Origin of the sequence: Caballeronia sp. LZ024 (genome assembly GCF_031451455.1) — a bacterium.
Taxonomy (GTDB): domain Bacteria; phylum Pseudomonadota; class Gammaproteobacteria; order Burkholderiales; family Burkholderiaceae; genus Caballeronia; species Caballeronia telluris.
In genome coordinates this window covers 1,348,597-1,370,144 of record NZ_JARUXL010000004.1, presented here as the reverse complement: position 1 = coordinate 1,370,144, position 21,548 = coordinate 1,348,597, and the positions used below count along the sequence as shown (strand labels likewise).

Here is a 21,548-nt window from a genome sequence, read left to right as displayed (position 1 = left end):
ATGCAAACCCAACGCACGCCGCTCGTCTCGACGACGCTCGGCACGAACCGCGAACTCGTCAGCTTTCACTTCGGCACGCCGGGCGCGGGCGAAAAAGTGTACGTGCAGGCGTCGCTCCATGCGGACGAAACGCCCGCGATGCTCACCGCGTGGCAACTCAAGCGCCGCCTCGCGACGCTCGAAGCCGACGGGCGTCTGCGCGGCGAGGTCGTGCTCGTGCCGGTGGCGAATCCGGTGGGACTGTCGCAGCATGTGCTCGGCCAGTTTCTCGGACGCTTCGAAGCGAATAGCGGACACAACTTCAATCGCAGTTTTCCGATGCCGGCGGCCAAGGCGCTGATCGCGCGCGTCGGCACGGCCTGGACGGGCGACGCGCAGAAGAACACGCGCCTGTTGCGGCGCGCCGTGCGCGAGATGCTCGTCGAGAGCGTCGCTACGAACGAGTTCGAATCGCTGCGGCTGACGCTCGTCACGCTCGCCGCCGATGCCGACATCGTCCTCGATCTGCACTGCTCGCTCGAAGCCACGATGCATCTGTATACGAGCCCGGCGAGCTGGCCCGACGTCGAACCGCTCGCGCGCTATATCGGCGCGAACGGCGTGCTGCTCGCGACCGATTCGGGCGGACAGTCGTTCGATGAGATCCACACGCTGCTCTGGAACGAAGTGCGCGCGCTGCTCGGCGCGACGCCGCTGGCGGCGCCGAACATCGCGGTGACGCTGGAGCATCGCGGACAGCGCGACGTCTCCTACGACGCGGCGCAACAGGATGCGGATGCGATTGTCGAGTTTCTGGTGCGGCGCGGGGTGATCGAGGGCGAGGCGCGCGAGTTGCCGCCGTTGCTGCATCCAGCGACGCCGCTTGCGGGCAGCGAGCAGTTCGTCGCGCCGGTGGCGGGCGTGGTGGTGTATCGGGCGAACGCCGGCGCTTTCGTGAAGGCGGGCGATCCCGTGTTCGACATCGTCGATCCGCTGACGGATGCCGTTACGACCGTGACTTCGAAGAACGACGGCGTGTTTTATATGCGACGTGCGATTCGCTTTGCCTACGCGGGCGCGCCGATGGGACGCGTGTCGGGCGAGCGGGCATTCAGGACGGGGGTGTTGGTCGGGGCGTGATCGAAGCGATTCGCCCGACGCTCACTTCCCAGCGGGAGCGCGTCCAGACGATTGCGCAACACTCGCGACCGCCAGTCGTTTCGTGCACCACTGGACGAACATCGCCAACACCGCGGCTTCGGCGAACGCGACGATCGCCGGTTGGCGCTCGAGCGCAAACGACAGAAGCAGGCAAAAGGCCGCGAACGAAAATCTGCCGAGAACCATTCCGCGCAGCATCGACACGACGAAGTCGGGTCCGTGCGCCCGGTGCGACGCAACGGACAGCACGATCCCGAGCAAGGGAAACACGGCGAGCAAGCCGCTCCAAGCCGCGCCCACCCAGCCCGACAGCGACGTGACGGCGAGCGTGAGCCCCGCACCAGCGACCATTCTGCCGGTCAGGTCGGCGCGTGTCAGCGGCAGTCCCGCAGCGGCGACTGAGCTGCGCGGCAAGAACGACTGTCCAAACGCGACCGCTGCTAACGCTACGCCAGCGGCCCAGACTGGCGACGCTGGAAGGAGCGAGAGGGCACACGCGCAGACGAGCCACGCGATGAGACCGGCGCTCATCGCGAACGGCCATCGACGGGATTGGCAAGTCCATGCGTAGGCGAAATTGAACGCTTCGGAGGCGAGGATCGCCGACAGGGAGAGTGTTGCCGCGTGTGCACCGAACGGGGCGCCATGCGAGAGAACGAGAAGAAAGAGAATGGGTCCGGCGACTACCGGCAGGCCGGCAAGCCACCCCGCGACGGATGGCCCCCACCATTTGCCCGACATCGAAACGATCAACAGAAACAGCGGAACGAGCGAGAGCTTGAGTGCAAGCATGTCGAGACGCGAGGATATTAAACGGGGATTGTACGGGCGTTGCGGCTCGCAAAGTGCGCCAGGTTGTGGCACAAAAAAAGCCGTTCAGCCCGAAAGCTGAACGGCTTTTCTTTCCAACCCCCAACCCGTCACTTCACGCTTTCGAGCACCTTCCGAACCGTGCCGAAGATCTGATCGATCTGATCGTCCTCGACGATCAGCGGCGGCGAGAACGCGAGGATATCGCCGGTATAGCGCACGAGCACGCCCGCCTCGAAGCACTTGACGAACACTTCGTAAGCGCGCGCGCCCGGCGCGCCTTCGCGCGATTCCAGCTCGACACCCGCGACGAGCCCGAGATTGCGCACGTCCTTCACATACGGCGCGCCGCGCAACGCATGCACCGCCGATTCGAACTTTTCCGCCTTCGACGCCGCGCGCTCGAACAGGCGGTCGCGTGCGTACAAATCGAGCGTCGCGACGGCCGCCGCTGTCGCGACCGGATGCGCCGAATACGTGTAGCCGTGGAACAGCTCGATCGCGTTCTGCGCGCCCGCGCCGACGACCGTGTCGTGCACGTTGCGATGCGCGGCGACGGCGCCCATCGGAATGGTGGCGTTGTTGATGGCCTTCGCCATCGTGATGAGGTCGGGCGTGACGCCGAAGTACTCGCTCGCCGTCGCCTTTCCGAGACGGCCGAACGCGGTGATGACTTCGTCGAAAATCAGCAGGATGCCGTGCTTCGTGCAGATCTCGCGCAGCTTTTGCAGATAGCCTTGCGGCGGCACCAGCACGCCCGTCGAGCCCGCGAGCGGCTCGACGATCACGGCGGCGATCGTCGAAGGATCGTGCAGCGTGACGATGCGTTCGAGTTCGTCGGCGAGATGCGCGCCCCACGCCGGCTGGCCCTTCGAGAACGCGTTGTGTTCGAGATCGTGCGTGTGCGGCAGATGGTCGACGGACGGCAGCAGCGCGCCCGAGAACGTCTTGCGGTTCGGCGCGATGCCGCCGACCGAAATCCCGCCGAAACCCACGCCGTGATAGCCGCGCTCGCGGCCGATCAGGCGCGTTCGCTGGCCTTCGCCGCGCGCGCGGTGATAGGCGAGCGCGATCTTCAGCGCGGTATCGACGGATTCGGAGCCCGAGTTCGTGAAGAAGATGCGGTCGAGCCCTTCGGGCATCAGATTCGCCACGCGCGATGCCGCCTCGAACGCCAGCGGGTGGCCCATCTGGAAAGTCGGCGCGAAGTCGAGCGTGGCAAGCGCCTTTTGCGTCGCTTCGACGATTTCGTCGCGGCAATGCCCCGCGTTCACGCACCAGAGGCCGGCGCAGCCGTCGAGAATCTCGCGACCGTCGGTCGACCGGTAGTACATGCCTTTCGCGCTTTCCAGCAGGCGCGGCGCGGCCTTGAACTGGCGGTTGGCGGTGAAGGGCATCCAGAAGGACGAGAGGTCGTCGATGACGGGGCGGGCGTTCATGATGCAGGTCTCCTCGGAGGAAAGAACGCTCACTCTATTCCGCGACAATTCCGCGCGGCATAGACAGTTGAGCGACTGCGCTGTTAACTGTGCTGGCAAAATGCGGCAAACTGTATTGGCGCGTCGCATTGGGCGACGTTATTCTCGATTCCATGATCGAACTTACGCTGGAACGCGACCGCGCGCAGGCGCCGACGCTGGTCGAACAGATCGTGCAGGCATTCGCCGCCGCCATCGAAGCCGAGACGCTGCGCCCGGGCGCGCTCTTGCCGTCCGTGCGGCGCTTTGCCGAGGCGCAGCAACTGAGCACGTTTACCGTCACCGAGGCCTACGGGCGGCTGGTGTCGATGGGGCTCGTGGTTGCGCGGCGCGGCTCGGGGTATCGCGTGGCGCCGCGCTTGCAGGCGGAGCGGGCGCGGGCCATCGAATGGCAGCCGCCGAGCCTGAACGCGACCTGGCTGCTGTCGGACGTCTTCGCCGATCATTCCGTGCCGATCAAGGCCGGCTGCGGCTGGCTGCCGAACGAGTGGGTCAACGAAAGCGGGCTGCATCACGCGCTGCGCGCGGTCAGCCGCGTGCCGGCCGCGCGCATGGCCGACTACGGGCATCCCTATGGCTTCGCGCCGTTGCGCGAGCGGATCGCCGAGCATCTCGACCGCCACGGTTTGCCGGTCGATGCCGCATCGAACGTGCTGTTGACGGCGGGCGCCACGCACGCGCTCGACCTCGTCGTGCGCACGCTGCTGCGCGCGGGCGATGCGGTCGTCGTCGAAGATCCGGGCTACTGCAATCTGCTGCAAATCCTGCAGCTCGCCGGGCTCACGGTGCTCGGCGTGCCGCGCACGGCGGCGGGCATCGACACCGACGTGTTCGAGCGGCTCGTCGTCGAGCATCGGCCGAAAGCCGTCTTTCTCAACACGACGCTGCAGAATCCGACGGGCGCGACGTTCGGCATGGCGTCGGCGTTCCGGCTGTTGCAGATCGCGGAACGGCACGGCCTGTGGGTCGTCGAGGACGACGTGAACCGCGAACTCGCGCCGCCCGGCGCGCCGCTGCTCGCGGCGATGGAAGGACTGAAGCGCGTCGTCTACGTCGGCGGCTTCGCGAAGACGATCACGCCGGCGCTGCGTTGCGGCTACGTCGTCGCCGAACGCGACGTGCTGCGCGAACTCGCGCGCACCAAGATGGCGGTGGGACTCACGTCGTCAGCGACGACCGAGCGCATCGTCGAGAAAGTGCTGACCGAGGGACGCTATGCGCGGCACGTCGAGTTCGTCGGCGAGAAGCTGAAGGAAGCGCATGCGCTCGTCGAGGAGCGGATGGATTCGCTCGGGCTCGAACTGTTTCACCGGCCGCGCGCGGGACTGTTCGTGTGGGCGCGGCTCGCGATCGAACCCGAGCAGGCGGCTGACATCGCGACGCGCGCGCTCGCGGACGGCATCTGGCTCGCGCCGGGTTCGTACTTTCGCCCCGGCGACGCCGCGAGCGCGTGGTTCAGGTTCAACGTGCCGTATTCGGAAGACGACGCGTTGTGGAAGTTTTTAGCGAAGTGGATTTGACAAGGGAGCGCGATGGTATGAATGCAGCATTTTTGATCATTGATGTGCAACGCGGGCTTTTCGATGCAACGCCGCGTCCGTTCGAAGCAGACGCGGTCGTCGAGCGGATCAATACGGTGACGCAGCGCGCGCGGGAAGCGCACGTGCCCGTCATTTTCGTCCAGCACGAGACGCCGGGCAGCGCGCTCGCGTTCGGCGCGCCGGCGTGGGCGCTGGAACCCCGGCTGGATGCGCGCCCGGACGATCATCGCGTGCGCAAGACGACGCCTGATTCGTTCCTGCGCACGAACCTGGCCGACGTGCTCACGTCGCTCGATGTGCGCGCGCTGTTCATCTGTGGCTACGCATCCGAATTCTGCGTCGATACGACCACGCGGTCCGCGCTGGCAAAAGGTTTCGCGGTGACGCTCGTCGCCGATGCGCACACGACGGTCGACAAGCCGCATGCGACCGGCGCGCAGATCCGCGCGCACGAAAACGCGACGGTCTGCAATCTGCGCAGCTTCGGCGTGCCGATACACGCGATCGAGGCGGCGGAAATCCGGTTCCGATAATCCGGTGCGCAAGAAAAAAGCGCGAGTTCGCTCGCGCTTTTTCAACCCGATGGCAGCGCTTACCGCAAGCCGCCAAAGCTCACATCGTCATCGCCTGAAGACGCCGAGCAGCAACGTCGCGAGAAAAATCACGATGAAGATAAAGAACAGAATCTTCGCGATTTCCGTCGCCCCCGACGCAATGCCGCCAAAGCCGAAGAATGCCGCGATGATCGCGATGATGAAGAAAATGACTGCGTATCGAAGCATGAAGCCCTCCACAGGATCGATTTGTCGGTTTGATTCGCGTGCGGGCTGACAGTGTCGCCGCATCGGTTTATCAGTTATGCCGCGCGCGAACCGGCGGCACGCAAGCACCAAGCAACGTGTGTGCCCGACTGACCGCCCGACGAGCGCGCGCCCGCCCATTCCGAAGCATGCCGAATAAAAACCCCGCAAAAAAGCCGCACGGCCTCGCGGCTCATGCGGCTATTCGCAGTGCGGAGCGGCGCGCCCCGGGGCGCGCATCCAGGCTCGGGCTAGTGGCCCGGCGTGCTATCGGAGTCGGATTCGTCGTCGAAATCGTCGTCGTCGACGTTGTTCAGCGCATCCGGCAGGTTGTTCTCCAGTTCATCGCGTTCAATTTGATCGGCGAGATCCAGGGACTTCCGTGTTGCGGGACCGGACGGGCGATTGGCTCCAGACATGGCGTACTCCTTGAACAGATTTCAAAGCCGCGCCAGGACGGCGCGAATGAACGATGCAAGCAAGGGCTGTACACGCCGGCGGATGGGCCGCATCCAGCGGCATCGACGGATGATTGGAACGACAGGAGAAAAAATGCAGCCCCAATTTTGCAAACAGGACTGCATATTTTGCTTGGCCGACGCGCACGACCCAGTATGCACCGGTCCGACGCACCGATAAAGAGGCGTGTGACAGTTCGTCGTATGGTTTGTTTCGATACCGCTTCCGGTGGCTTCGCCGTTGCGCAACGCGCTGTCAATCGAACGCGCGTTGCACGATCGGATAAAGCGAAAAGACGAGAAGCGCCGCCATCGTGAGATTGAACATGCGCAGCCAGCGCGGGCGGCTGAGGAAACGGCGCATCGACATGCCGAACGCAGCCCACATCGTGATGCACGGCAAACCGACCACGATGAACACGAGCGCCATCAGCGCGGCGTTGAGCGAAAGGCTCGCGTGCAGGTGGATGGTCGTGGCGGCGGTGAGCACCATCATCCAGGCCTTCGGGTTGATCCACTGGAACGCGACGGCTTCGTAAAAGCGCATCGGACGGCGCTCGCCGTCGCGCATCTGCACCGACGACGACGTGCCGATCTTCCACGCGAGATACAGCAGATACACGACGCTCAGGGTTTCGAGCACCGTGTAGAGCCACGCGAAGCGCGCGAACGCCTCGGCGAGCCCGAGACCGACCGCGAGCATCAAAAACGCGACGCCCGCGCTGATGCCGAGCAGATGCGGCACCGTGCGCTTCAGGCCGAAGTTGACGCCCGAGGCAAGCAGCATCGTGTTGTTCGGACCGGGCGTGATCGTCGTCACCAGTGCGAAGAGCACGGCGGCGGGAAGGGCGCTCAACAGTTCGGCGGGCATGGCGGTGGCACTCCTTGGCTCGGAATGGAGTCGAGGACCGAACTCCTGAACCGAGTGTAGCGATTGTCATCTGTACAGTACCGGTACAAATTCTCGGGCGATTTCCAGTACGGATTCCGATGCCGCGTCAGACACCCGCGCGCGCTTCGCCGACGGGAGGTTCGCCGCTTCGCTTGGACCAAAGTCCAATATCTCGCGGCGGCGCGCTGTCATAGGCTTGCAACAAGCGTCGAAGCGCGTTTGCGTAATGTGTTCGCCTGTGCGGGGAATATTCGCCATGACCGAAGCCAAACCGTTCGTCGCAGTCGTGGATGACGACGAATCGGTGAGTCGCGCCATCAAGCGGTTGCTGCGCTCCATCGGGCTGGCGTCGGAAACGTACAAGTCCGGTGGGGATTTCCTCGACGCCTGCGATGCCGCGCCCCTGCATCGCCCGGACTGCATCGTGCTCGACATCCAGATGCCGGGCATCGGCGGACTGGAGGTGCAGCAGCGCCTCGCGGGCAGCGGCATCCCAGTGATCTTCATCACCGCGCACGACGAGCCCGGCATCCGCGAACAGGCGCTCGCAGCGGGAGCCGCCGCCTACATCACCAAGCCTTTCAACGACGCGACGCTCATCGACGCAGTGCGCGCGGCCATCGGCACGACGCCCTGAGGCGCGCGCCGGCTTGTTCTATTGGACCAAAGGCCAATTGTTTTAGGCAAACACAGCAACCACTATTCGGAGTGAATCCGGCGGCGTCCGGCGAGACCGTCGCTCTGCGCCGCAGCCCCGACACGGCACGCGGGCGCGTCGCCCGCGGTCCTTCATGAGGTTCGAGCCATGCAACGACAGTGGCGCGTTTGTACCGGGCTGATCGTGTGGACGCTTGCTTTCGCGGCGGCCGCGCAGCAGCCGATCGTCTATCCGGCGAAGGGCCAGAGCCCGCAGAAGCAAAACTCCGATACCGCCGAGTGCCAGCTCTGGGCGAAGCAGAACACGGGCGTCGATCCGGCCGCGCTCGCGCAGCAAAGCGCCAACCAGCCGCCGCCGCCCGGGCATCAGGGCCAACGCGTGCGGGGCGCGGCGGGCGGCGCCGCGGCGGGCGCGGCGATCGGCGCGATCGCGGGCGATGCCGGCAAGGGCGCGGCGATCGGCGCGGTCACGGGGACGGTCGCCGGCGGTTCGCGCCAGCGGCGCGGCCAGCGCGAGGCCAGCGCGCAACAGCAATCCATGCAGCAGCAGACGTCGGAGCAGATGGCGACTTACAACCGCGCGGTCGCCGCGTGCATGTCGGGGCGCGGATACACCATCCAGTAAGAAGGCGGGGCCGCCGGACCCGATCCGGAAACCGGCACACACCAAGCGGAGACCGACCCATGCCGACGACATCCCGACGAATCGCACTGGCCGCCGCGTGGCTTGGCGGCAGCGTGTGCGTCACCGCCTGCGCCACGGCGTTCACGCCCGCGTCGGCCGCCGATTTCGACGGCTCGAAGCCGCTTTTGTGCGCGGTCATCGAAACGCATGCGTGCGATCCCGGCGAAATCTGCCTGCGCGGTCTGCCCGACGACCTCGGCCTGCCGCGCTTCATGCGCGTCGACTTCGAGCGCAAGACGATTGCCGGCGCGAAGCGCACGACGCCGATCCGCGAGATGGAAAAGGGCACCGAGCAGATCCTGATGCAGGGCACGGAACTCGGTTACGCCTGGACGATGGTCGTCGACAAGACCGATGGTTCGATGACGCTCTCCCTCGTCAATCGCGACGACGCGTTCGTCGTATTCGGCAATTGCACGCCGCCCTGACGAGACACTGGTCAATCGTCCCGGCTCCCGCAGGGAGACCCTCATGGTGAGTTCACCGCCGCGGATCATCACGATGGCAACGATTAAATCGATCGCTACAGTCGCAGTGACGGGGGCCGCGCTCGTCGCGGTGTGTCTCGTCGGCGGGTGCAAGAAGGCGCCCGCGACGCCCGAGCGCGCGCCGTCCGACGTGACCGTGCTCACGGTCAGCGCGAACGATACGCCCGTCACCTTCGAGTTCGTCGCGCAGACGCAGAGTTCGCGCGAAGTCGAAATCCGCGCGCGCGTGGAAGGCTTTCTCGACAAGCGGCTTTATGTCGAAGGCTCGCTCGTGCATGCCGGGCAGACGCTCTTCCAGATGGACCGGCGGCCGTTCGAAGCGGCGCTGCAGACCGCGAAGGGGCAACTCGCGCAACAGCAGGCGCGCCTCACGGTGACGAAGGCGAACCTCGCGCGGGTGCGGCCGCTCGTCGAACAGAACGCCGTCAGCAAGAAGGATCTCGACGACGCAGTCGGCAACGAGAAGGAAGCCGAAGCCGCCGTGATCGCCGCGCAGGGCCAGGTGCAGACGGCGCAACTCAACCTGAGCTACACCACGATCACCACGCCGCTCACGGGTCTTTCCAGCTACGCGAGAAAACAGGAGGGCAGCTACGTGACGCCGGGCGAATCGGGATTGCTGACTTACGTCGCGCAACTCGATCCGATCTGGGTCAACTTCAGCCTCTCCGAAAACGAGGTGCTCCGGTATCGCGACCAGGAAGCGAAGGGGCAACTGAAGTTCCCCGCCAGTCGCGACTTCGAGGTGGAAGTGGTGCTCGCCGACGGCTCGGTCTTTCCGAAGCGCGGGCGCATCAATTTCCTCGATCCGTCGTACAGCAAGGAGACCGGCACGTTCCTCGTGCGCGCGGTGCTGCCGAACTCACAGGGCATCTTGCGCCCCGGCCAGTTCGTGCGCGCGCGGGTGTACGGCGCGACGCGGCCCGGCGCGATTCTCGTGCCGCAACGCGCCGTGCTGCAGGGCGCGCGCAGTCACTACGTGTGGCTCGTCGACAAGGACGGCAAGGCGGCGAAGGAGCAGGTGGTCGAAGTCGGCGACTGGTACGGCGACAACTGGTTCGTGACCGCGGGCCTGCGCGCCGGCGACCGCGTGATAGTCGACGGCGCGATTCGCGTGGCCCAGGGCCTGCCGATCAAGGTGACGGGCGATGCGACGCTCGCCCCGCCGGCAAGCGATGCGATCGCGCGACCGTCCGGCGCCACGGCCACCGGCGCCGGTAAGGCGGCAGGCGCCAGCGCCGGCTCCGGCGCAGCGGCCAAGTAACCGCTCACGCAACCGCTCCCGCGCCCATGAACATCTCCCACTTCTGCATAGACCGCCCGATCTTCGCATCGGTGATCTCGATCGTGATCACGCTCGGGGGCGCGGTCGCGATGCTGGGCCTGCCGATCGCGCAGTACCCTGACGTCACGCCGCCGCAGATCACCGTGTCGGCCACCTATCCGGGCGCGAGCGGAGATGTCGTCGCGAACAACGTCGCCGCGCCGATCGAGCAGCAGGTGAACGGCGCGGACAACATGATCTACATGAACTCGTCGAGTTCGTCGACGGGCAACATGACGCTCAACGTGTTCTTCGAGATCGGCACGAACCCGGCGCTTGCGCAGGTCGACGTGCAGAACCGCGTGAACCTCGCCTTGCCGCAACTGCCTTCGTCGGTGCAGTCGCAGGGTATTCAAGTGCAGAAGAAGTCGTCGGCGTTCATGATGGTCATCGCGATCTTTTCGCCCGACAACCGCTACGACGCCACCTATATCGCGAACTACACGAACCTGTACGTGCTCGATGCGCTGAAGCGCATTCCGGGCGCGAACCAGTCGAGCATCTTCGGCACGCCCGATTACGCGATGCGCATCTGGATCAAGCCCGACCGCATGGCGCAACTGGGCATTACCGCGACCGACGTGCAGAAGGCCGTCGCGAACCAGAACCAGCAGTTCGCCGTCGGGCGCATCGGGCAGTCGCCGACAGGAACCGCCGTCGAGCAGTCGTTCGCGGTCACGACCACCGGGCGACTGACCGATCCCGCCGAGTTCGAGAACATCATCATCCGCGCGCAGAGCGGCGGCGCGGCGATCGTGCGTCTGAAGGACATCGGACGCGCGGAACTGGGGCAAAAGGACTACTCGATCAGAAGCCGCTATCAGGGCAAGCCGGCGACCGTGCTCGCGGTGTACCAGCAGCCGGGCGCGAATGCGCTCGACGTCTCGAAGCAGGTCCGCGCGACGCTCGCCGAGATGAAGAAGTCGTTTCCCGAAGGCATCGACTACAGCATCGCGATGGATACGACCGAGTTCACGCGCGCGTCGATCTCGGACGTGGTCCATACCTTCTTCGAGGCGCTGGTGCTCGTCGTGATCGTCGTGTACCTGTTCCTGCAGAGTTTCCGCGCGACGCTGATTCCGGTGCTCGCGGTGCCGGTGTCGATCGTCGGCACGTTCATCGGCATGGCGGCGCTCGGTTTCTCGATCAACATGCTGACGCTATTCGGCATGGTGCTCGCGATCGGCATCGTCGTGGACGACGCGATCGTCGTGATCGAGAACGTCGAGCGCAACATGAACGTGCACAAGCTCAACCCGAAGGACGCGGCCAAGCGCGCGATGGACGAAGTCGCGGGACCCGTGGTCGCGATCGTGCTCGTGCTGTGCGCGGTGTTCGTGCCGGTGGCGTTTCTCAGCGGCATCACCGGGCAGTTGTACAAGCAGTTCGCCATCACGATCGCGATCTCGGTCGTGATCTCGGGCTTGGTCGCGCTTACGCTATCGCCCGCGCTCGCGGCGGTGCTGCTCAAGCCGGGGCATCACACGAAGCCCAGATTCTTCCAGTGGTTCGACCGGTCGTTCGAAAAGATGACGCGCGGCTATGCGACCTGGGTCGCGGCGTTGATCCGGCGCTCGCTGATCGCGCTGCTCTTCTTCGCCGGGATGATCGCGCTGACCGTCGTGATGATGCGTTCCATCCCCACGGGCTTTCTGCCGCCCGAGGATCAGGGCTATCTGCTCGGCGCGGTCATCATGCCCGATGCCGCGAGCCTCGATCGCACAGGCGACGTCTCGAAGCACGTGACCGATTACTTCATGAAGCAGGAGGCGGTGAGCAACATCACCGTGGTCGACGGCTTCAGCCTGCTCGACAGCCAGAACAAGAACAACGCGGGGACATTCTTCGTCGGCTTCAAGAGTTTCGACGAGCGCTACACGTCCGCGAACATCCGGACCCAGAACGCGCGCGCGGTGCTGGTCGACGCCTACAAGGCGCTGTCGACGGTGCGCGAGGGCATCATCGTGCCGGTGAATCCGCCGGCGATTCCGGGACTCGGCACGACGGGCGGCATGGAGATGTGGATCCAGAGCAAGGGCGACGCGACCATTCCGCAGCTTGCCGGCGTGGTCAACGAATTCCTCGCGAAGGCGAAGCAGCGCCCCGAACTCGCGGGTGTCACATCGACCTTTAACGCGGCCGCGCAGCAATTGCTGGTGGAAGTGGACCGCGACAAGGCCGAGACGCTCGGCGTGCCGATCGAGGAAGTCTATAGCGCGATGCAGACGATGTTCGGCTCGCTCTATGTCTCGCAGTTCAACAAGTCGAGCCGGCTGTGGCAGGTGATCGTTCAGGCCGAGCCTGCGTATCGCCTGAATCCCGACGACCTGAACCGCATCTTCGTGCGCAACCGCAATGCCGAAATGGTGCCGCTCAAGTCGGTCGTGACGACCAAGTACGTGACCGGCCCCGATCTCATCACGCGCTTCAACAACTTCCCGGCGGTGAAGATCACGGCGAATCCCTCACCCGGTTCCAGTACGGGCCAGGCGATCACCGCGCTGGAGGAAATCGGCGCGAGCGTGATTCCGCCGGATTTCGGCATCGCGTGGAGCGGCGAGGCGTTCGAAGAGCAGAAGGCGGGCAGCACGTCCGCGCTCGTGTTCGCGTTCGGGCTCGTGATGGTGTTCCTCATTCTCGCGGCGCAGTACGAGAAGTGGTCGCTGCCGGTGGGCGTGTTGATGGCCGTGCCGTTCGCGATCTTCGGCGCACTGCTCGCGATCCTGATGCGCGGGCTCGACAACAACGTGTACTTCCAGATCGGCCTGACTATGCTCGTCGCGCTGGCCGCGAAGAACGCGATCCTGATCTTCGAGTTCGCGGTGCTGAACCGCGAGAACGGCGCGTCGATCTACGACTCCGCGATGACGGCCGCGACCGAACGCCTGCGCCCGATCATCATGACGTCGCTCGCGTTCATCCTCGGCTGCGTGCCGCTCGCGATCGCGACAGGCGCCTCGGCGAACAGCCGCCATTCGATCGGCACTGGCGTGATCGGCGGGATGCTGGCCGCGACGCTGATCGCCGCGTTCTATATCCCGATGTTCTACTATCTGATCGAAACGGCTTCGGCCAAGGTTGGCAGTACGAAGAAAAAAGCGGGCGACGTTCCAGCGACTCAGCCTGCCGCATCGGCGGACGACTGACATGCGCACGCTCGCCCGAATCGTCCTCGTGATCGCGCCGCTCGCGCTCGGCGGCTGCCTCCTCGGACCGAACTACGAGAAGCCCGCTATCGAAACGCCGCCCTCGTACCGCTTCGCGAGCACCGAAGCGACGCAGATCGTCGATACGGTCTGGTGGGAGCAGTTCAACGACCCGGCGCTGAACGACCTGATCGCCGTCGCGCTCGCGGAGAACAAGGATGTGAAGATCGCGGCGGCGCGCGTGGAGCAGTTTCTCGGGCAGTTCCAGACCACGCGCTCGCAGTTGTTTCCGCAGGCGGCGGCGGGCTTCGATGCCGGGCGCCAGCGCCTGCCCTTCGGCACGGTCGTGCCGCAGGGCACCGGCCTCGTGGTGAACAGTTTCGAGGCGACGCTTTCGGCTTCGTGGGAAATCGACGTGTTCGGCAAGCTGCGCCGGCAGACCGAAGCCGCGCGCGCGAACCTGCTCGCGAGCGAGGAGGGGCGGCGCGCGACGATCCTCACGCTGGTGTCGTCGGTTGCGTCGACGTATATCGGTCTGGTATCGCTCGACCGGCAGCTCGACATCGCGAAGGCCACCACCGCGAGCCGCGCCGATTCGGTCCATGTGTTCACGCTGCGCTTCAATTATGGCGAGGTCTCGCAGATGGAACTCGCGCAGAGCCAGTCGGAATACGAGGCATCGCTCGCGACGATTCCGCAGCTCGAACAACAGATCGCGCAGCAGGAGAACGCGCTGTCGGTGCTGCTCGGCCGCAACCCGCAGCCGATCATGCGCGACCGCGAACTCGACGATCTCGCGATTCCCGTCGTGCCCGCGGGCCTGCCGTCGGAACTGCTGACGCGCCGTCCCGACCTGCGACAGGCCGAGCAGAACCTGATCGCGGCCAACGCGCTGATCGGCGCGGCGCGCGCGCTCTACTTCCCGTCGATTTCGCTCACCGGTCTGTTCGGTACCGCGAGCGGACAGTTCTCGTCGCTCTTCACGGGCCCCGCGCGCGTCTGGTCCTACGCGGGCGCCGTCACGCTGCCGATCTTCACGGCGGGCAACATCGCCGGTCAGGTGAAGCAGGCCGAGGCGCAGCAACAGCAGGCCTTGCTCGAATACCAGAAGGCGATCCAGGTCGCGTTCCAGGAAGTCGACGACGCGCTCGTCACGTTGCAGAAATCGCGCGATGCGCTCGTCGTTCAAGGACGCCAGGTCGATGCACTGCGCACCTATTCGCGGCTCGCGCGGCTGCGCTACGAAGGCGGCTATACGAGCTACATCGAAGTGCTCGATGCCGAGCGCAGTCTCTTCAACGCGCAACTAACCTACACGCAGACGCAGGGCACGGTCTTCACCTCGATGGTCAACCTCTACAAGGCGATGGGCGGCGGCTGGGTGAGCGACGCCGAGCGCATGAGCGCGACCATGTACGGCGCAAACGGCGGGCCGGTCCCGACGACACGGGAGCCGCCGCCATGAATCCCGCACCGCTCATCGCTTGCCACGAATGCGACCTGCTGCAGCGCGAGACCGTGTTGCCGAATGCGGGCATCGCGCGTTGCACGCGCTGCGGCGCCGAACTCTACCGAAATCGTCCCGACAGCCTCAATCGCTCGCTCGCCCTGACGGTCGGCGCGCTCGTGCTGTTTGCGATCGCGAATGCGTATCCGATCGTCGGGCTCAAGGTGAGCGGCAATTTCGTGCAGGCTTCGCTCGGCGGCGCGGTGGACGTGCTCTATCGCGACGGCATGTGGCCCATCGCCGGGCTCGTGCTCGTCACGACGATCCTGATGCCGCTCTTGCAGATGGGGAGCATGGCGTATCTGCTCGTGCCGCTGCGCTTTAACCGCGTGCCATACCGCGCCGAGCTCGTGTTTCGCCTGCTGCATCTGGCCGCGCCCTGGGGCATGACGGAAGTGCTGATCCTCGGCGTGCTGGTCGCGCTCGTGAAGCTCGCGCATATCGCGGGCGTGGTGCCGGGCGTCGCGCTCTGGGCGTTCGGCGCGCTGATGATGGCGCTCGCGGCAAGCTCGGCGGCCTTCGATCCGCGTGCGTTCTGGGAGCGCGTGAACCGCGCCGAGCCGAACACGTTCGCGTCGGCGCCGACCGCCGCGCGCGCGGGGCTGTTCGCGTGTCACGACTGCGGGCTGCTGTCGAAGGCGGCGCCGCGCGCCCATGCGGGACGCTGCCCGCGTTGCGGCGCCGCCCTGCATTTTCGCAAACCGGAGAGCATCGCGCGGACGTGGGCGTTCCTGATCGCCGCGATCACGCTCTACATCCCCGCGAATGCGCTGCCGATGATGGATACGAGTTCGCTCTTCGGCGCGCAGCGCGACACGATCATGAGCGGTGTCGTGTATCTGTGGACGTCGGGCGCGTGGCCGCTCGCGGTGATCGTGTTCATTGCGAGCGTCGCGGTGCCGATGCTCAAGATCATGGCGCTCGTGTTTCTCGTCGTGAGCGCGCAGCGGCGCTCGCGCGGCATGCTCAGGCCGCGCACGAAGATCTACCGGATCGTCGAGTTCGTCGGGCGCTGGTCGATGCTCGACATCTACGTGGTCACGATGCTCGTCGCGCTCGTGCAGTTCAACGCGCTCGCGACGATCAAGGCGGGCCCGGCCGCCATCGCGTTCGGCGCGGTGGTCGTGCTGACGATGTTCGCCGCGATGTCGTTCGATCCGCGCCTCATCTGGGACGCCAACGAGACCGATCATGGCTAGGCCGCCAGGACCGCCCGACGAACCGGGCTTTCCCGAAGCCGTCGCCGCGCCCAAGTCGCGCTGGCGGGTGCAACTCGTCTGGCTCGTGCCGCTGATCGCGGTGCTGATCGGCGGCTGGCTCGCGGTGCAGGCGATCCTCGAAAAGGGTCCGACGATCAAGATCAGCTTCTCGACAGGCGAAGGCCTCGAAGCGGGCAAGACCAAGATCAAGTTCAAGAACGTCGACATCGGCGTGGTGCAGAGCGTCGTCCTCTCGCCGGATCACAAGCACGTGATCGCGACCGCGGAACTCGCGAAGCAGGCGACCGACATGCTCGTCGACGACACGCGCTTCTGGGTGGTGCGTCCGCGCATTTCGGGCGGAACGGTCTCGGGCATCGGCACGCTGCTCTCGGGCTCGTTCATCGGCATGGACATCGGCACGCAGAAAAAGGCGCGGCGCGATTTCGTCGGACTTGAGATACCGCCCGTCTTCGCGAGCGGCGTGCCAGGGCGCGAATTCGTGCTGAAGAGCGAGGACCTGGGCTCGCTCGACGTCGGCTCGCCGGTCTATTTCCGCCGGCTGCAGGTGGGGCAGGTGACCTCGTATGACCTCAACGCGGACGGCTCCGGCGTGACGATGCGCGTGTTCATCAACGCGCCCTACGACAAGTACGTGAAGGGCAACACGCGCTTCTGGCAGGCGAGCGGGCTGGATGTCGTGCTCGACACGTCAGGCGTGAAGATCAACACCGAGTCGCTCGTGTCGATTTTGGTCGGCGGCCTGGCGTTCCAGAGTCCGCCTGATTCGCAGGACGTCGTCGAAGCAAGCTCGCAGACGCCGTTCCAGCTCTTTGCCACGCGCACCGAGGCGATGCAGCGGCACGAGCGCATCGTCGACAACTACGTTTTCAACTTCAAGGAGTCGGTGCGCGGGCTGACGGTGGGCGCGCCGGTCGATTTCCGCGGCATCGTCGTGGGCGAGGTCGCGGCGATCAACACGCGCTACGACCCCGTGACGCGCGAATTCAGCATTCCGGTGCAGGTGCGCTTCTATCCCGAGCGCTTCACGTCGCGTTACGAGTCGGGCAGGCGAGCGGGGCGGGTCGCGGAGAACCGGCGCGAAGTGGCGCAGTGGCTCGTCGAGCGCGGTTTGCGCGCGCAGTTGCGCACCGGCAGTCTGCTCACCGGACAGTTGTACGTCGCGCTCGATTTCTTCCCGACCGCGCCCAAGGCAGCGATGAACTGGGAAGCCAATCCCCCCGAGATGCCGACCGTGCCGGGCGGGTTGCAGTCCTTGCAGGAATCGGTGTCGAGCCTCGTCGCGAAGCTCAACAAGATTCCGTTCGAGGGCATCGGCAACGATCTGCGCGCGACGTTGCAGGAGGCGAAGCGGCTCGTGACGACGCTCGATACTCAAGTGGCGCCGGAGGCGCGCGGCGCGCTCGTGCAGGCACGCGAGGCGCTCAACGCGACGAATCGCGTGATGCAGACGGACTCGCCGCTGCAGCAGAACGCCGCCGACGCAATGCGCGAACTGGCCCGCACGGCTGCTGCGTTCCGGGCGCTCGCGGAGTACCTGGAGCGTCATCCCGAAGCGCTGATTCGCGGCAAGCCGGAGGATTCGAAGTGATGCGCGCCTTCATTCTGATGTGCTCGGCGGTGCTGTCGATGGCCGGCTGTGCCGGATCGCCGAAATCGACGTTCTATACGCTGAGCGCGGTCGGCCCGGCGCCGTCCGCGACGGCTGCGTCGCCGGTGCCGATCGCGATCGAAGCGGTAACGGTCCCGGAACTGGTGGACCGTCCCCAGATGGTGGTGCGCGTGGATGCGTCGCGCGTCGAAATCGACGAATTCTCGCGTTGGGCGGAGCCGCTCAAGAGCCAGATTCCGGCCGTGATCGCCGAGGATCTGACGCGGCTCGTGCCGGGGGCGAGGGTGTCGGTGTATCCGCAACGCGCGGACGATGGCGCGGTGTACCGCGTGTCGGTGGATGTGCAGCGCTTCGAATCCGCGCCGGGGACGATGGCGGGAATCGCGGTGCTCTGGTCGGTGCGGCCGCCGAAGGGGACCGTCGTTTCCGGGCGTACCGTGGTTCACGAACCGGTCGCAGGCGGCGGGTACGACGCGCTCGTCGATGCGCACAACCGCGCGATTGGCGCGGTCAGCGCCGACATCGCCCGGAGTATTCAACAGGCTCAACACTGACAGGCTCGCTCGATAGCACCCCGAAGCCCGGGAATGCGCCTTGCAAAAGCATTTCGGAACCGAAATGCCAGCAAAAGGACGCACCAGAATGGAAACCGCTTCACGGGACGCGAACCCGCCGCCCTCCATGACCGAGGCGCCGTTTTCCGTCCCCGGAGAGAACTGCGCCACCGTGCAACATGCCGAGCGCTTCAGCCTGCTCATCGACGGGTCTGACTATTTCCGCGTGCTGCGCGAGGCGATCGGCCGCGCGGAGCGGACCGTGTTCATCCTCGGCTGGGATATCGACAGCCGCATGAAACTCACGCCCGAAGGCGCGCCGGACGATTTGCCCGCCGCTCTCGGCGATTTCCTGCACGAGATCGCGGCGCGTCGCCGACGCCTTCGCATCTACATTCTCGCGTGGGACTTCGCGATGCTCTACGCATTCGAGCGCGAATGGCTCCCGGTCTACAAGATGGGCTGGCGCACGCACCGGCGCATCGCGTTCCAGATGGACGGCAAGCATCCGCTCGGCGGCTCGCAGCATCAGAAGATCGTCGTCATCGACGACAAGCTCGCGTTCGTCGGCGGTCTCGACCTCACGCGCTCGCGATGGGACTCGCCCGAGCACGCGCCCGGCGACCCGCTGCGCCGCGACGCGAACGACGCGCCCTACGCGCCCTTTCACGACGTCCACACGATGTTCGACGGCGACGCCGCCCGCGAAATCGGCCTGCTCGCCCGCGAGCGCTGGCAGCGCGCGTGCGGCCGGCGCTTCGCGATCCGGGCGCATCGGGCGACGCTTGAGAGCGATCCGTGGCCGCCGTCGCGCGCCGTCGATCTCGCCGACGTCGATCTCGCCATCGCGCTCACGGAGCCCGCCTACGCGGGCCGCCCGGCCGTGCGCCAGATCCGCGCGCAGTACCTCGACGCGATCGACCGCGCGAAACGCAGCATCTATATCGAGAACCAGTACTTCACCTCGGGCACGATCGGCACGGCGCTCGCGCAGTCGCTGGCGAAACCGGACGGCCCGGATCTCGCGATCGTCGTGCCGCGCGACCAGAGCGGCTGGCTCCAGCAGGTCACGATGGGCGTGCTGCGCGCGCGGCTGCATCGGCTGCTCACGGCCGCCGACCAGCACGATCGCTATCGCATCATGGCGCCGAGCGTGCCCGGGCTCGGCGAGCATTTCGTCAACGTGCACAGCAAGCTGATGATCGTCGACGACGAGTTGCTGCTCGTGGGTTCGGCCAATCTCAACAATCGCTCGATGGTGCTCGACACCGAATGCAACATCGCCATCGACGCGGCCGGCGACCCGCGCATTCAGGCGGCGATCGCGCGCATGCGCGACACGCTGCTCGCCGAGCATCTCGGCTGCACCGCGGACGACGTCGCCCGCGAACGCGCAGCACGCGACGGCATGAACGCGGCGATCGAAGCGCTGCAAAAGAACGCGGACGAGCATCGCACGCTCGAGCGGTTGAACCCGACGGTCTCGGCCGATCTCGATCAGCTGATTCCGCCCGAAGCGCTGATCGATCCCGAGACGCCCGTCGCGCCGGATGAACTCGTCGGCCAATTCGTGCCGGTCGACAAGGCGCGTCCGCTGATCGGGCGGTTCGCGCTGCTCGGCACGCTCGCGCTCCTGATGGTCGGGCTCGCGGGCCTATGGCACTGGACGCCGCTCGCGGATTACGTGAACCTCAAGTCGCTCACGCGCGCGACGCGCCATATCGAATCGCTGCCGCTCGCGCCGCTCTGGATCGTGCTCTGCTATGTGAGCGCGGCGGTCGTCGCGGTGCCGGTGACGCTGCTCATCGCCGCGACCGGGCTCGTGTTCGGCGCGCTGTGGGGCGCGGTGTATGCGCTCGTCGGCACGATGGCGGCGGCCGCCGTCACGTATCTGCTCGGCAGCTGGCTCGGCCGCGACATGGTGCGGCGCGTGGCCGGCACGCGCGTGAACAAGCTTTCCGAGCGCGTGGCGAAACGCGGCATCGTCGCGGTCGTCGTGCTGCGCCTCTTGCCGGTCGCGCCGTTTTCGATCGTCAATCTGGTCGCGGGCGCCTCGCACATCCGCCTGCGCGATTTCCTGCTCGGCACGCTGCTCGGCATGGGTCCGGGCATCCTGCTGACGGTCGCGTTCGCGCATCAGCTCGTGGCGTCGCTGCGTCATCCGACGGCCGGTTCGTTCGCGATTCTGATCGGCATCGGCGTGACACTCGTCGGTGTGTCGCTGCTGTTGCAGCGCTTTCTCGGCCGCGCGAAGCCAGGCGAGGACGAAGCCGAACAGGCGCGCGAGGAAGCCGCGGCGCACGACGAAGCGAAGGAAAAGGCAAGCGATGAAGCCGCCCGCGCGCAGGATTACCGCGAGACGACGACGCCGCCGCGCGACGATTCCGCCGTGGCGGCGGGCGGCGGCGCGCATGACGCGCACAGGCGCAAGCGCGCGGACGAGGTGAGCCCATGACGCCGAACGCATCGGCGGGGCAGCGCGAATTGAAGATCGCCACATACAACGTGCATGGCGCGGTCGGCATCGACGGCAAGTTCGCGCCGCAGCGTATCGGCGAAGTGCTGGGCGAGATCGACGCCGACATCTTCGCGTTGCAGGAAGTGCCGCTCGGCGGCAGCGGTGCGCCGAACGTGCTCGAAACATTGCAGCGCATGACAGGACTGACGGCGGTCGAGGGGCCGACGCTCGATACGCCCGCGCGTCGTTACGGCAACGCGGTGCTGACGCGCTTTCCGGTGCGCGCGGTGCGCACGCTCGATCTTTCGTTCAGGAGCCGCGAGCCGCGCGGCGCGCTCGATGCCGACATCGACTGCGATGGCGAAGTGTGGCGCGTGGTCGCGACGCATCTCGGGCTTGCATCGAGCGAGCGGCGCGCGCAGGTCGAACAGGTGCTGCAGTGCTTCGACACGCCCGCGATGCCCGTGATCCTGCTCGGCGATCTCAACGAGTGGTTCGTGCATGGCCGCACGCTGCGGCGGCTTGTCACGCATTTCTATCGCGTGGACGCGCCGCGCACGTTTCCGACGCGTTATCCGCTCTTCGCGCTCGACCGTATCTGGGTGCATCCGGGGGAGCGGCTGATCGGAGTCGAGGTGCATCGAACGGCGCTTTCGCGCATCGCATCCGATCACTATCCGCTCATCGCGCACTTCACTGCGGCGGCATGAAGCGAAGCGCTTGCAAGCAAAAAGCGATGTCCCTGTGACGCTTCGTGACTCCTGCGCTACAGAAAACC

General features: G+C 66.0%; 19 protein-coding genes. 14 read left to right on the top strand and 5 right to left on the bottom strand.

The features are described 5' to 3' along the window. Positions 1 to 1,119 carry a M14 family metallopeptidase gene (locus QCE48_RS28515; protein WP_309782037.1) on the top strand — a complete coding sequence of 373 codons (1,119 nt, stop codon included), beginning with the start codon at positions 1 to 3 and terminating at the stop codon, positions 1,117 to 1,119. Between the two features lie 21 nt (positions 1,120 to 1,140). Here QCE48_RS28515 and QCE48_RS28510 read toward each other — a convergent pair whose 3' ends face one another. Together QCE48_RS28510 and QCE48_RS28505 are read right to left on the bottom strand one after the other, a co-directional pair. Continuing rightward, positions 1,141 to 1,932 (bottom strand): hypothetical protein, encoded by a 792-nt coding sequence (locus tag QCE48_RS28510; protein WP_309782038.1) that lies wholly within the window; start codon positions 1,930 to 1,932, stop codon positions 1,141 to 1,143. Between the two features lie 128 nt (positions 1,933 to 2,060). After that, positions 2,061 to 3,389 carry an aspartate aminotransferase family protein gene (locus QCE48_RS28505; protein WP_309782041.1) on the bottom strand — a complete coding sequence of 443 codons (1,329 nt, stop codon included), beginning with the start codon at positions 3,387 to 3,389 and terminating at the stop codon, positions 2,061 to 2,063. A gap of 152 nt (positions 3,390 to 3,541) precedes the next feature. On the opposite strand from QCE48_RS28505, the gene QCE48_RS28500 reads away from it, so the two are divergent. Both QCE48_RS28500 and QCE48_RS28495 read left to right on the top strand, forming a co-directional pair. Next, complete coding sequence (locus QCE48_RS28500; RefSeq protein WP_309782042.1) at positions 3,542 to 4,948, top strand: PLP-dependent aminotransferase family protein; 1,407 nt, start codon at positions 3,542 to 3,544, stop codon at positions 4,946 to 4,948. Between the two features lie 17 nt (positions 4,949 to 4,965). Next, positions 4,966 to 5,502, top strand: coding sequence for a cysteine hydrolase family protein (locus tag QCE48_RS28495; protein ID WP_309782043.1), 537 nt, complete (start codon positions 4,966 to 4,968; stop codon positions 5,500 to 5,502). An 87-nt stretch (positions 5,503 to 5,589) separates the two neighbouring features. Here QCE48_RS28495 and QCE48_RS28490 read toward each other — a convergent pair whose 3' ends face one another. From QCE48_RS28490 to QCE48_RS28480, 3 genes are all read right to left on the bottom strand, one after another. After that, on the bottom strand, positions 5,590 to 5,751 hold the full coding sequence (locus QCE48_RS28490) for a DUF1328 family protein (protein ID WP_031363615.1): 162 nt from the start codon (positions 5,749 to 5,751) through the stop codon (positions 5,590 to 5,592). A gap of 269 nt (positions 5,752 to 6,020) precedes the next feature. Then, positions 6,021 to 6,188 (bottom strand): hypothetical protein, encoded by a 168-nt coding sequence (locus QCE48_RS28485; protein WP_309782067.1) that lies wholly within the window; start codon positions 6,186 to 6,188, stop codon positions 6,021 to 6,023. A 295-nt stretch (positions 6,189 to 6,483) separates the two neighbouring features. Then, positions 6,484 to 7,098, bottom strand: a complete 615-nt coding sequence (locus QCE48_RS28480; protein WP_309782069.1) for a LysE family translocator — start codon at positions 7,096 to 7,098, stop codon at positions 6,484 to 6,486. A gap of 277 nt (positions 7,099 to 7,375) precedes the next feature. On the opposite strand from QCE48_RS28480, the gene QCE48_RS28475 reads away from it, so the two are divergent. The 11 genes from QCE48_RS28475 (at position 7,376) to QCE48_RS28425 (ending at position 21,480) form a co-directional block, all read left to right on the top strand. Further along, positions 7,376 to 7,756, top strand: a complete 381-nt coding sequence (locus tag QCE48_RS28475; protein WP_309782071.1) for a response regulator — start codon at positions 7,376 to 7,378, stop codon at positions 7,754 to 7,756. 168 nt (positions 7,757 to 7,924) lie between these two features. Next, positions 7,925 to 8,401: a YMGG-like glycine zipper-containing protein gene (locus tag QCE48_RS28470; protein WP_309782072.1), complete on the top strand. Its 477-nt coding sequence runs from the start codon at positions 7,925 to 7,927 to the stop codon at positions 8,399 to 8,401. A gap of 59 nt (positions 8,402 to 8,460) precedes the next feature. Beyond that, on the top strand, positions 8,461 to 8,889 hold the full coding sequence (locus QCE48_RS28465; RefSeq protein ID WP_235021182.1) for a hypothetical protein: 429 nt from the start codon (positions 8,461 to 8,463) through the stop codon (positions 8,887 to 8,889). A 73-nt stretch (positions 8,890 to 8,962) separates the two neighbouring features. Then, the gene (locus tag QCE48_RS28460) at positions 8,963 to 10,213 is read left to right on the top strand and encodes an efflux RND transporter periplasmic adaptor subunit (protein WP_309782077.1); all 1,251 of its coding nucleotides are present in this window, start codon (positions 8,963 to 8,965) and stop codon (positions 10,211 to 10,213) included. Positions 10,214 to 10,239: 26 nt separating this feature from the next. After that, positions 10,240 to 13,419, top strand: coding sequence for a multidrug efflux RND transporter permease subunit (locus QCE48_RS28455; RefSeq protein WP_309782078.1), 3,180 nt, complete (start codon positions 10,240 to 10,242; stop codon positions 13,417 to 13,419). A gap of 1 nt (position 13,420) precedes the next feature. Next, positions 13,421 to 14,884 carry an efflux transporter outer membrane subunit gene (locus tag QCE48_RS28450; RefSeq protein WP_309782079.1) on the top strand — a complete coding sequence of 488 codons (1,464 nt, stop codon included), beginning with the start codon at positions 13,421 to 13,423 and terminating at the stop codon, positions 14,882 to 14,884. After that, entirely contained in the window at positions 14,881 to 16,125 is a 1,245-nt protein-coding gene (locus tag QCE48_RS28445) for a paraquat-inducible protein A (protein WP_309782080.1), read from the top strand. The genes QCE48_RS28450 and QCE48_RS28445 overlap by 4 nt, the downstream gene beginning before the upstream one ends. After that, on the top strand, positions 16,118 to 17,737 hold the full coding sequence (locus QCE48_RS28440) for an MlaD family protein (protein WP_309782081.1): 1,620 nt from the start codon (positions 16,118 to 16,120) through the stop codon (positions 17,735 to 17,737). The genes QCE48_RS28445 and QCE48_RS28440 overlap by 8 nt, the downstream gene beginning before the upstream one ends. After that, entirely contained in the window at positions 17,737 to 18,312 is a 576-nt protein-coding gene (locus tag QCE48_RS28435; RefSeq protein ID WP_309782082.1) for a PqiC family protein, read from the top strand. The genes QCE48_RS28440 and QCE48_RS28435 overlap by 1 nt, the downstream gene beginning before the upstream one ends. A gap of 88 nt (positions 18,313 to 18,400) precedes the next feature. Beyond that, a complete protein-coding gene (locus tag QCE48_RS28430) occupies positions 18,401 to 20,767 on the top strand; it encodes a VTT domain-containing protein (RefSeq protein WP_309782084.1) in 2,367 nt (788 codons plus the stop codon). Next, the gene (locus QCE48_RS28425; RefSeq protein ID WP_309782085.1) at positions 20,764 to 21,480 is read left to right on the top strand and encodes an endonuclease/exonuclease/phosphatase family protein; all 717 of its coding nucleotides are present in this window, start codon (positions 20,764 to 20,766) and stop codon (positions 21,478 to 21,480) included. The genes QCE48_RS28430 and QCE48_RS28425 overlap by 4 nt, the downstream gene beginning before the upstream one ends. Positions 21,481 to 21,548 lie beyond the last annotated feature (68 nt).

Excerpts from the sequence above, each read along its gene's own strand:
- QCE48_RS28515 (WP_309782037.1), top strand. The coding sequence starts at position 1 with ATGCAAACCCAACGCACGCCGCTCGTCTCGACGACGCTCGGCACGAAC.
- QCE48_RS28495 (WP_309782043.1), top strand. The coding sequence starts at position 4,966 with ATGAATGCAGCATTTTTGATCATTGATGTGCAACGCGGGCTTTTCGAT.
- QCE48_RS28430 (WP_309782084.1), top strand. The coding sequence starts at position 18,401 with ATGGAAACCGCTTCACGGGACGCGAACCCGCCGCCCTCCATGACCGAG.
- QCE48_RS28440 (WP_309782081.1), top strand. The coding sequence starts at position 16,118 with ATGGCTAGGCCGCCAGGACCGCCCGACGAACCGGGCTTTCCCGAAGCC.
- QCE48_RS28460 (WP_309782077.1), top strand. The coding sequence starts at position 8,963 with ATGGCAACGATTAAATCGATCGCTACAGTCGCAGTGACGGGGGCCGCG.
- QCE48_RS28505 (WP_309782041.1), bottom strand. The coding sequence starts at position 3,389 with ATGAACGCCCGCCCCGTCATCGACGACCTCTCGTCCTTCTGGATGCCC.
- QCE48_RS28480 (WP_309782069.1), bottom strand. The coding sequence starts at position 7,098 with ATGCCCGCCGAACTGTTGAGCGCCCTTCCCGCCGCCGTGCTCTTCGCA.
- QCE48_RS28455 (WP_309782078.1), top strand. The coding sequence starts at position 10,240 with ATGAACATCTCCCACTTCTGCATAGACCGCCCGATCTTCGCATCGGTG.
- QCE48_RS28425 (WP_309782085.1), top strand. The coding sequence starts at position 20,764 with ATGACGCCGAACGCATCGGCGGGGCAGCGCGAATTGAAGATCGCCACA.
- QCE48_RS28490 (WP_031363615.1), bottom strand. The coding sequence starts at position 5,751 with ATGCTTCGATACGCAGTCATTTTCTTCATCATCGCGATCATCGCGGCA.
- QCE48_RS28510 (WP_309782038.1), bottom strand. The coding sequence starts at position 1,932 with ATGCTTGCACTCAAGCTCTCGCTCGTTCCGCTGTTTCTGTTGATCGTT.
- QCE48_RS28485 (WP_309782067.1), bottom strand. The coding sequence starts at position 6,188 with ATGTCTGGAGCCAATCGCCCGTCCGGTCCCGCAACACGGAAGTCCCTG.
- QCE48_RS28470 (WP_309782072.1), top strand. The coding sequence starts at position 7,925 with ATGCAACGACAGTGGCGCGTTTGTACCGGGCTGATCGTGTGGACGCTT.
- QCE48_RS28465 (WP_235021182.1), top strand. The coding sequence starts at position 8,461 with ATGCCGACGACATCCCGACGAATCGCACTGGCCGCCGCGTGGCTTGGC.
- QCE48_RS28500 (WP_309782042.1), top strand. The coding sequence starts at position 3,542 with ATGATCGAACTTACGCTGGAACGCGACCGCGCGCAGGCGCCGACGCTG.
- QCE48_RS28450 (WP_309782079.1), top strand. The coding sequence starts at position 13,421 with ATGCGCACGCTCGCCCGAATCGTCCTCGTGATCGCGCCGCTCGCGCTC.
- QCE48_RS28445 (WP_309782080.1), top strand. The coding sequence starts at position 14,881 with ATGAATCCCGCACCGCTCATCGCTTGCCACGAATGCGACCTGCTGCAG.
- QCE48_RS28435 (WP_309782082.1), top strand. The coding sequence starts at position 17,737 with ATGCGCGCCTTCATTCTGATGTGCTCGGCGGTGCTGTCGATGGCCGGC.
- QCE48_RS28475 (WP_309782071.1), top strand. The coding sequence starts at position 7,376 with ATGACCGAAGCCAAACCGTTCGTCGCAGTCGTGGATGACGACGAATCG.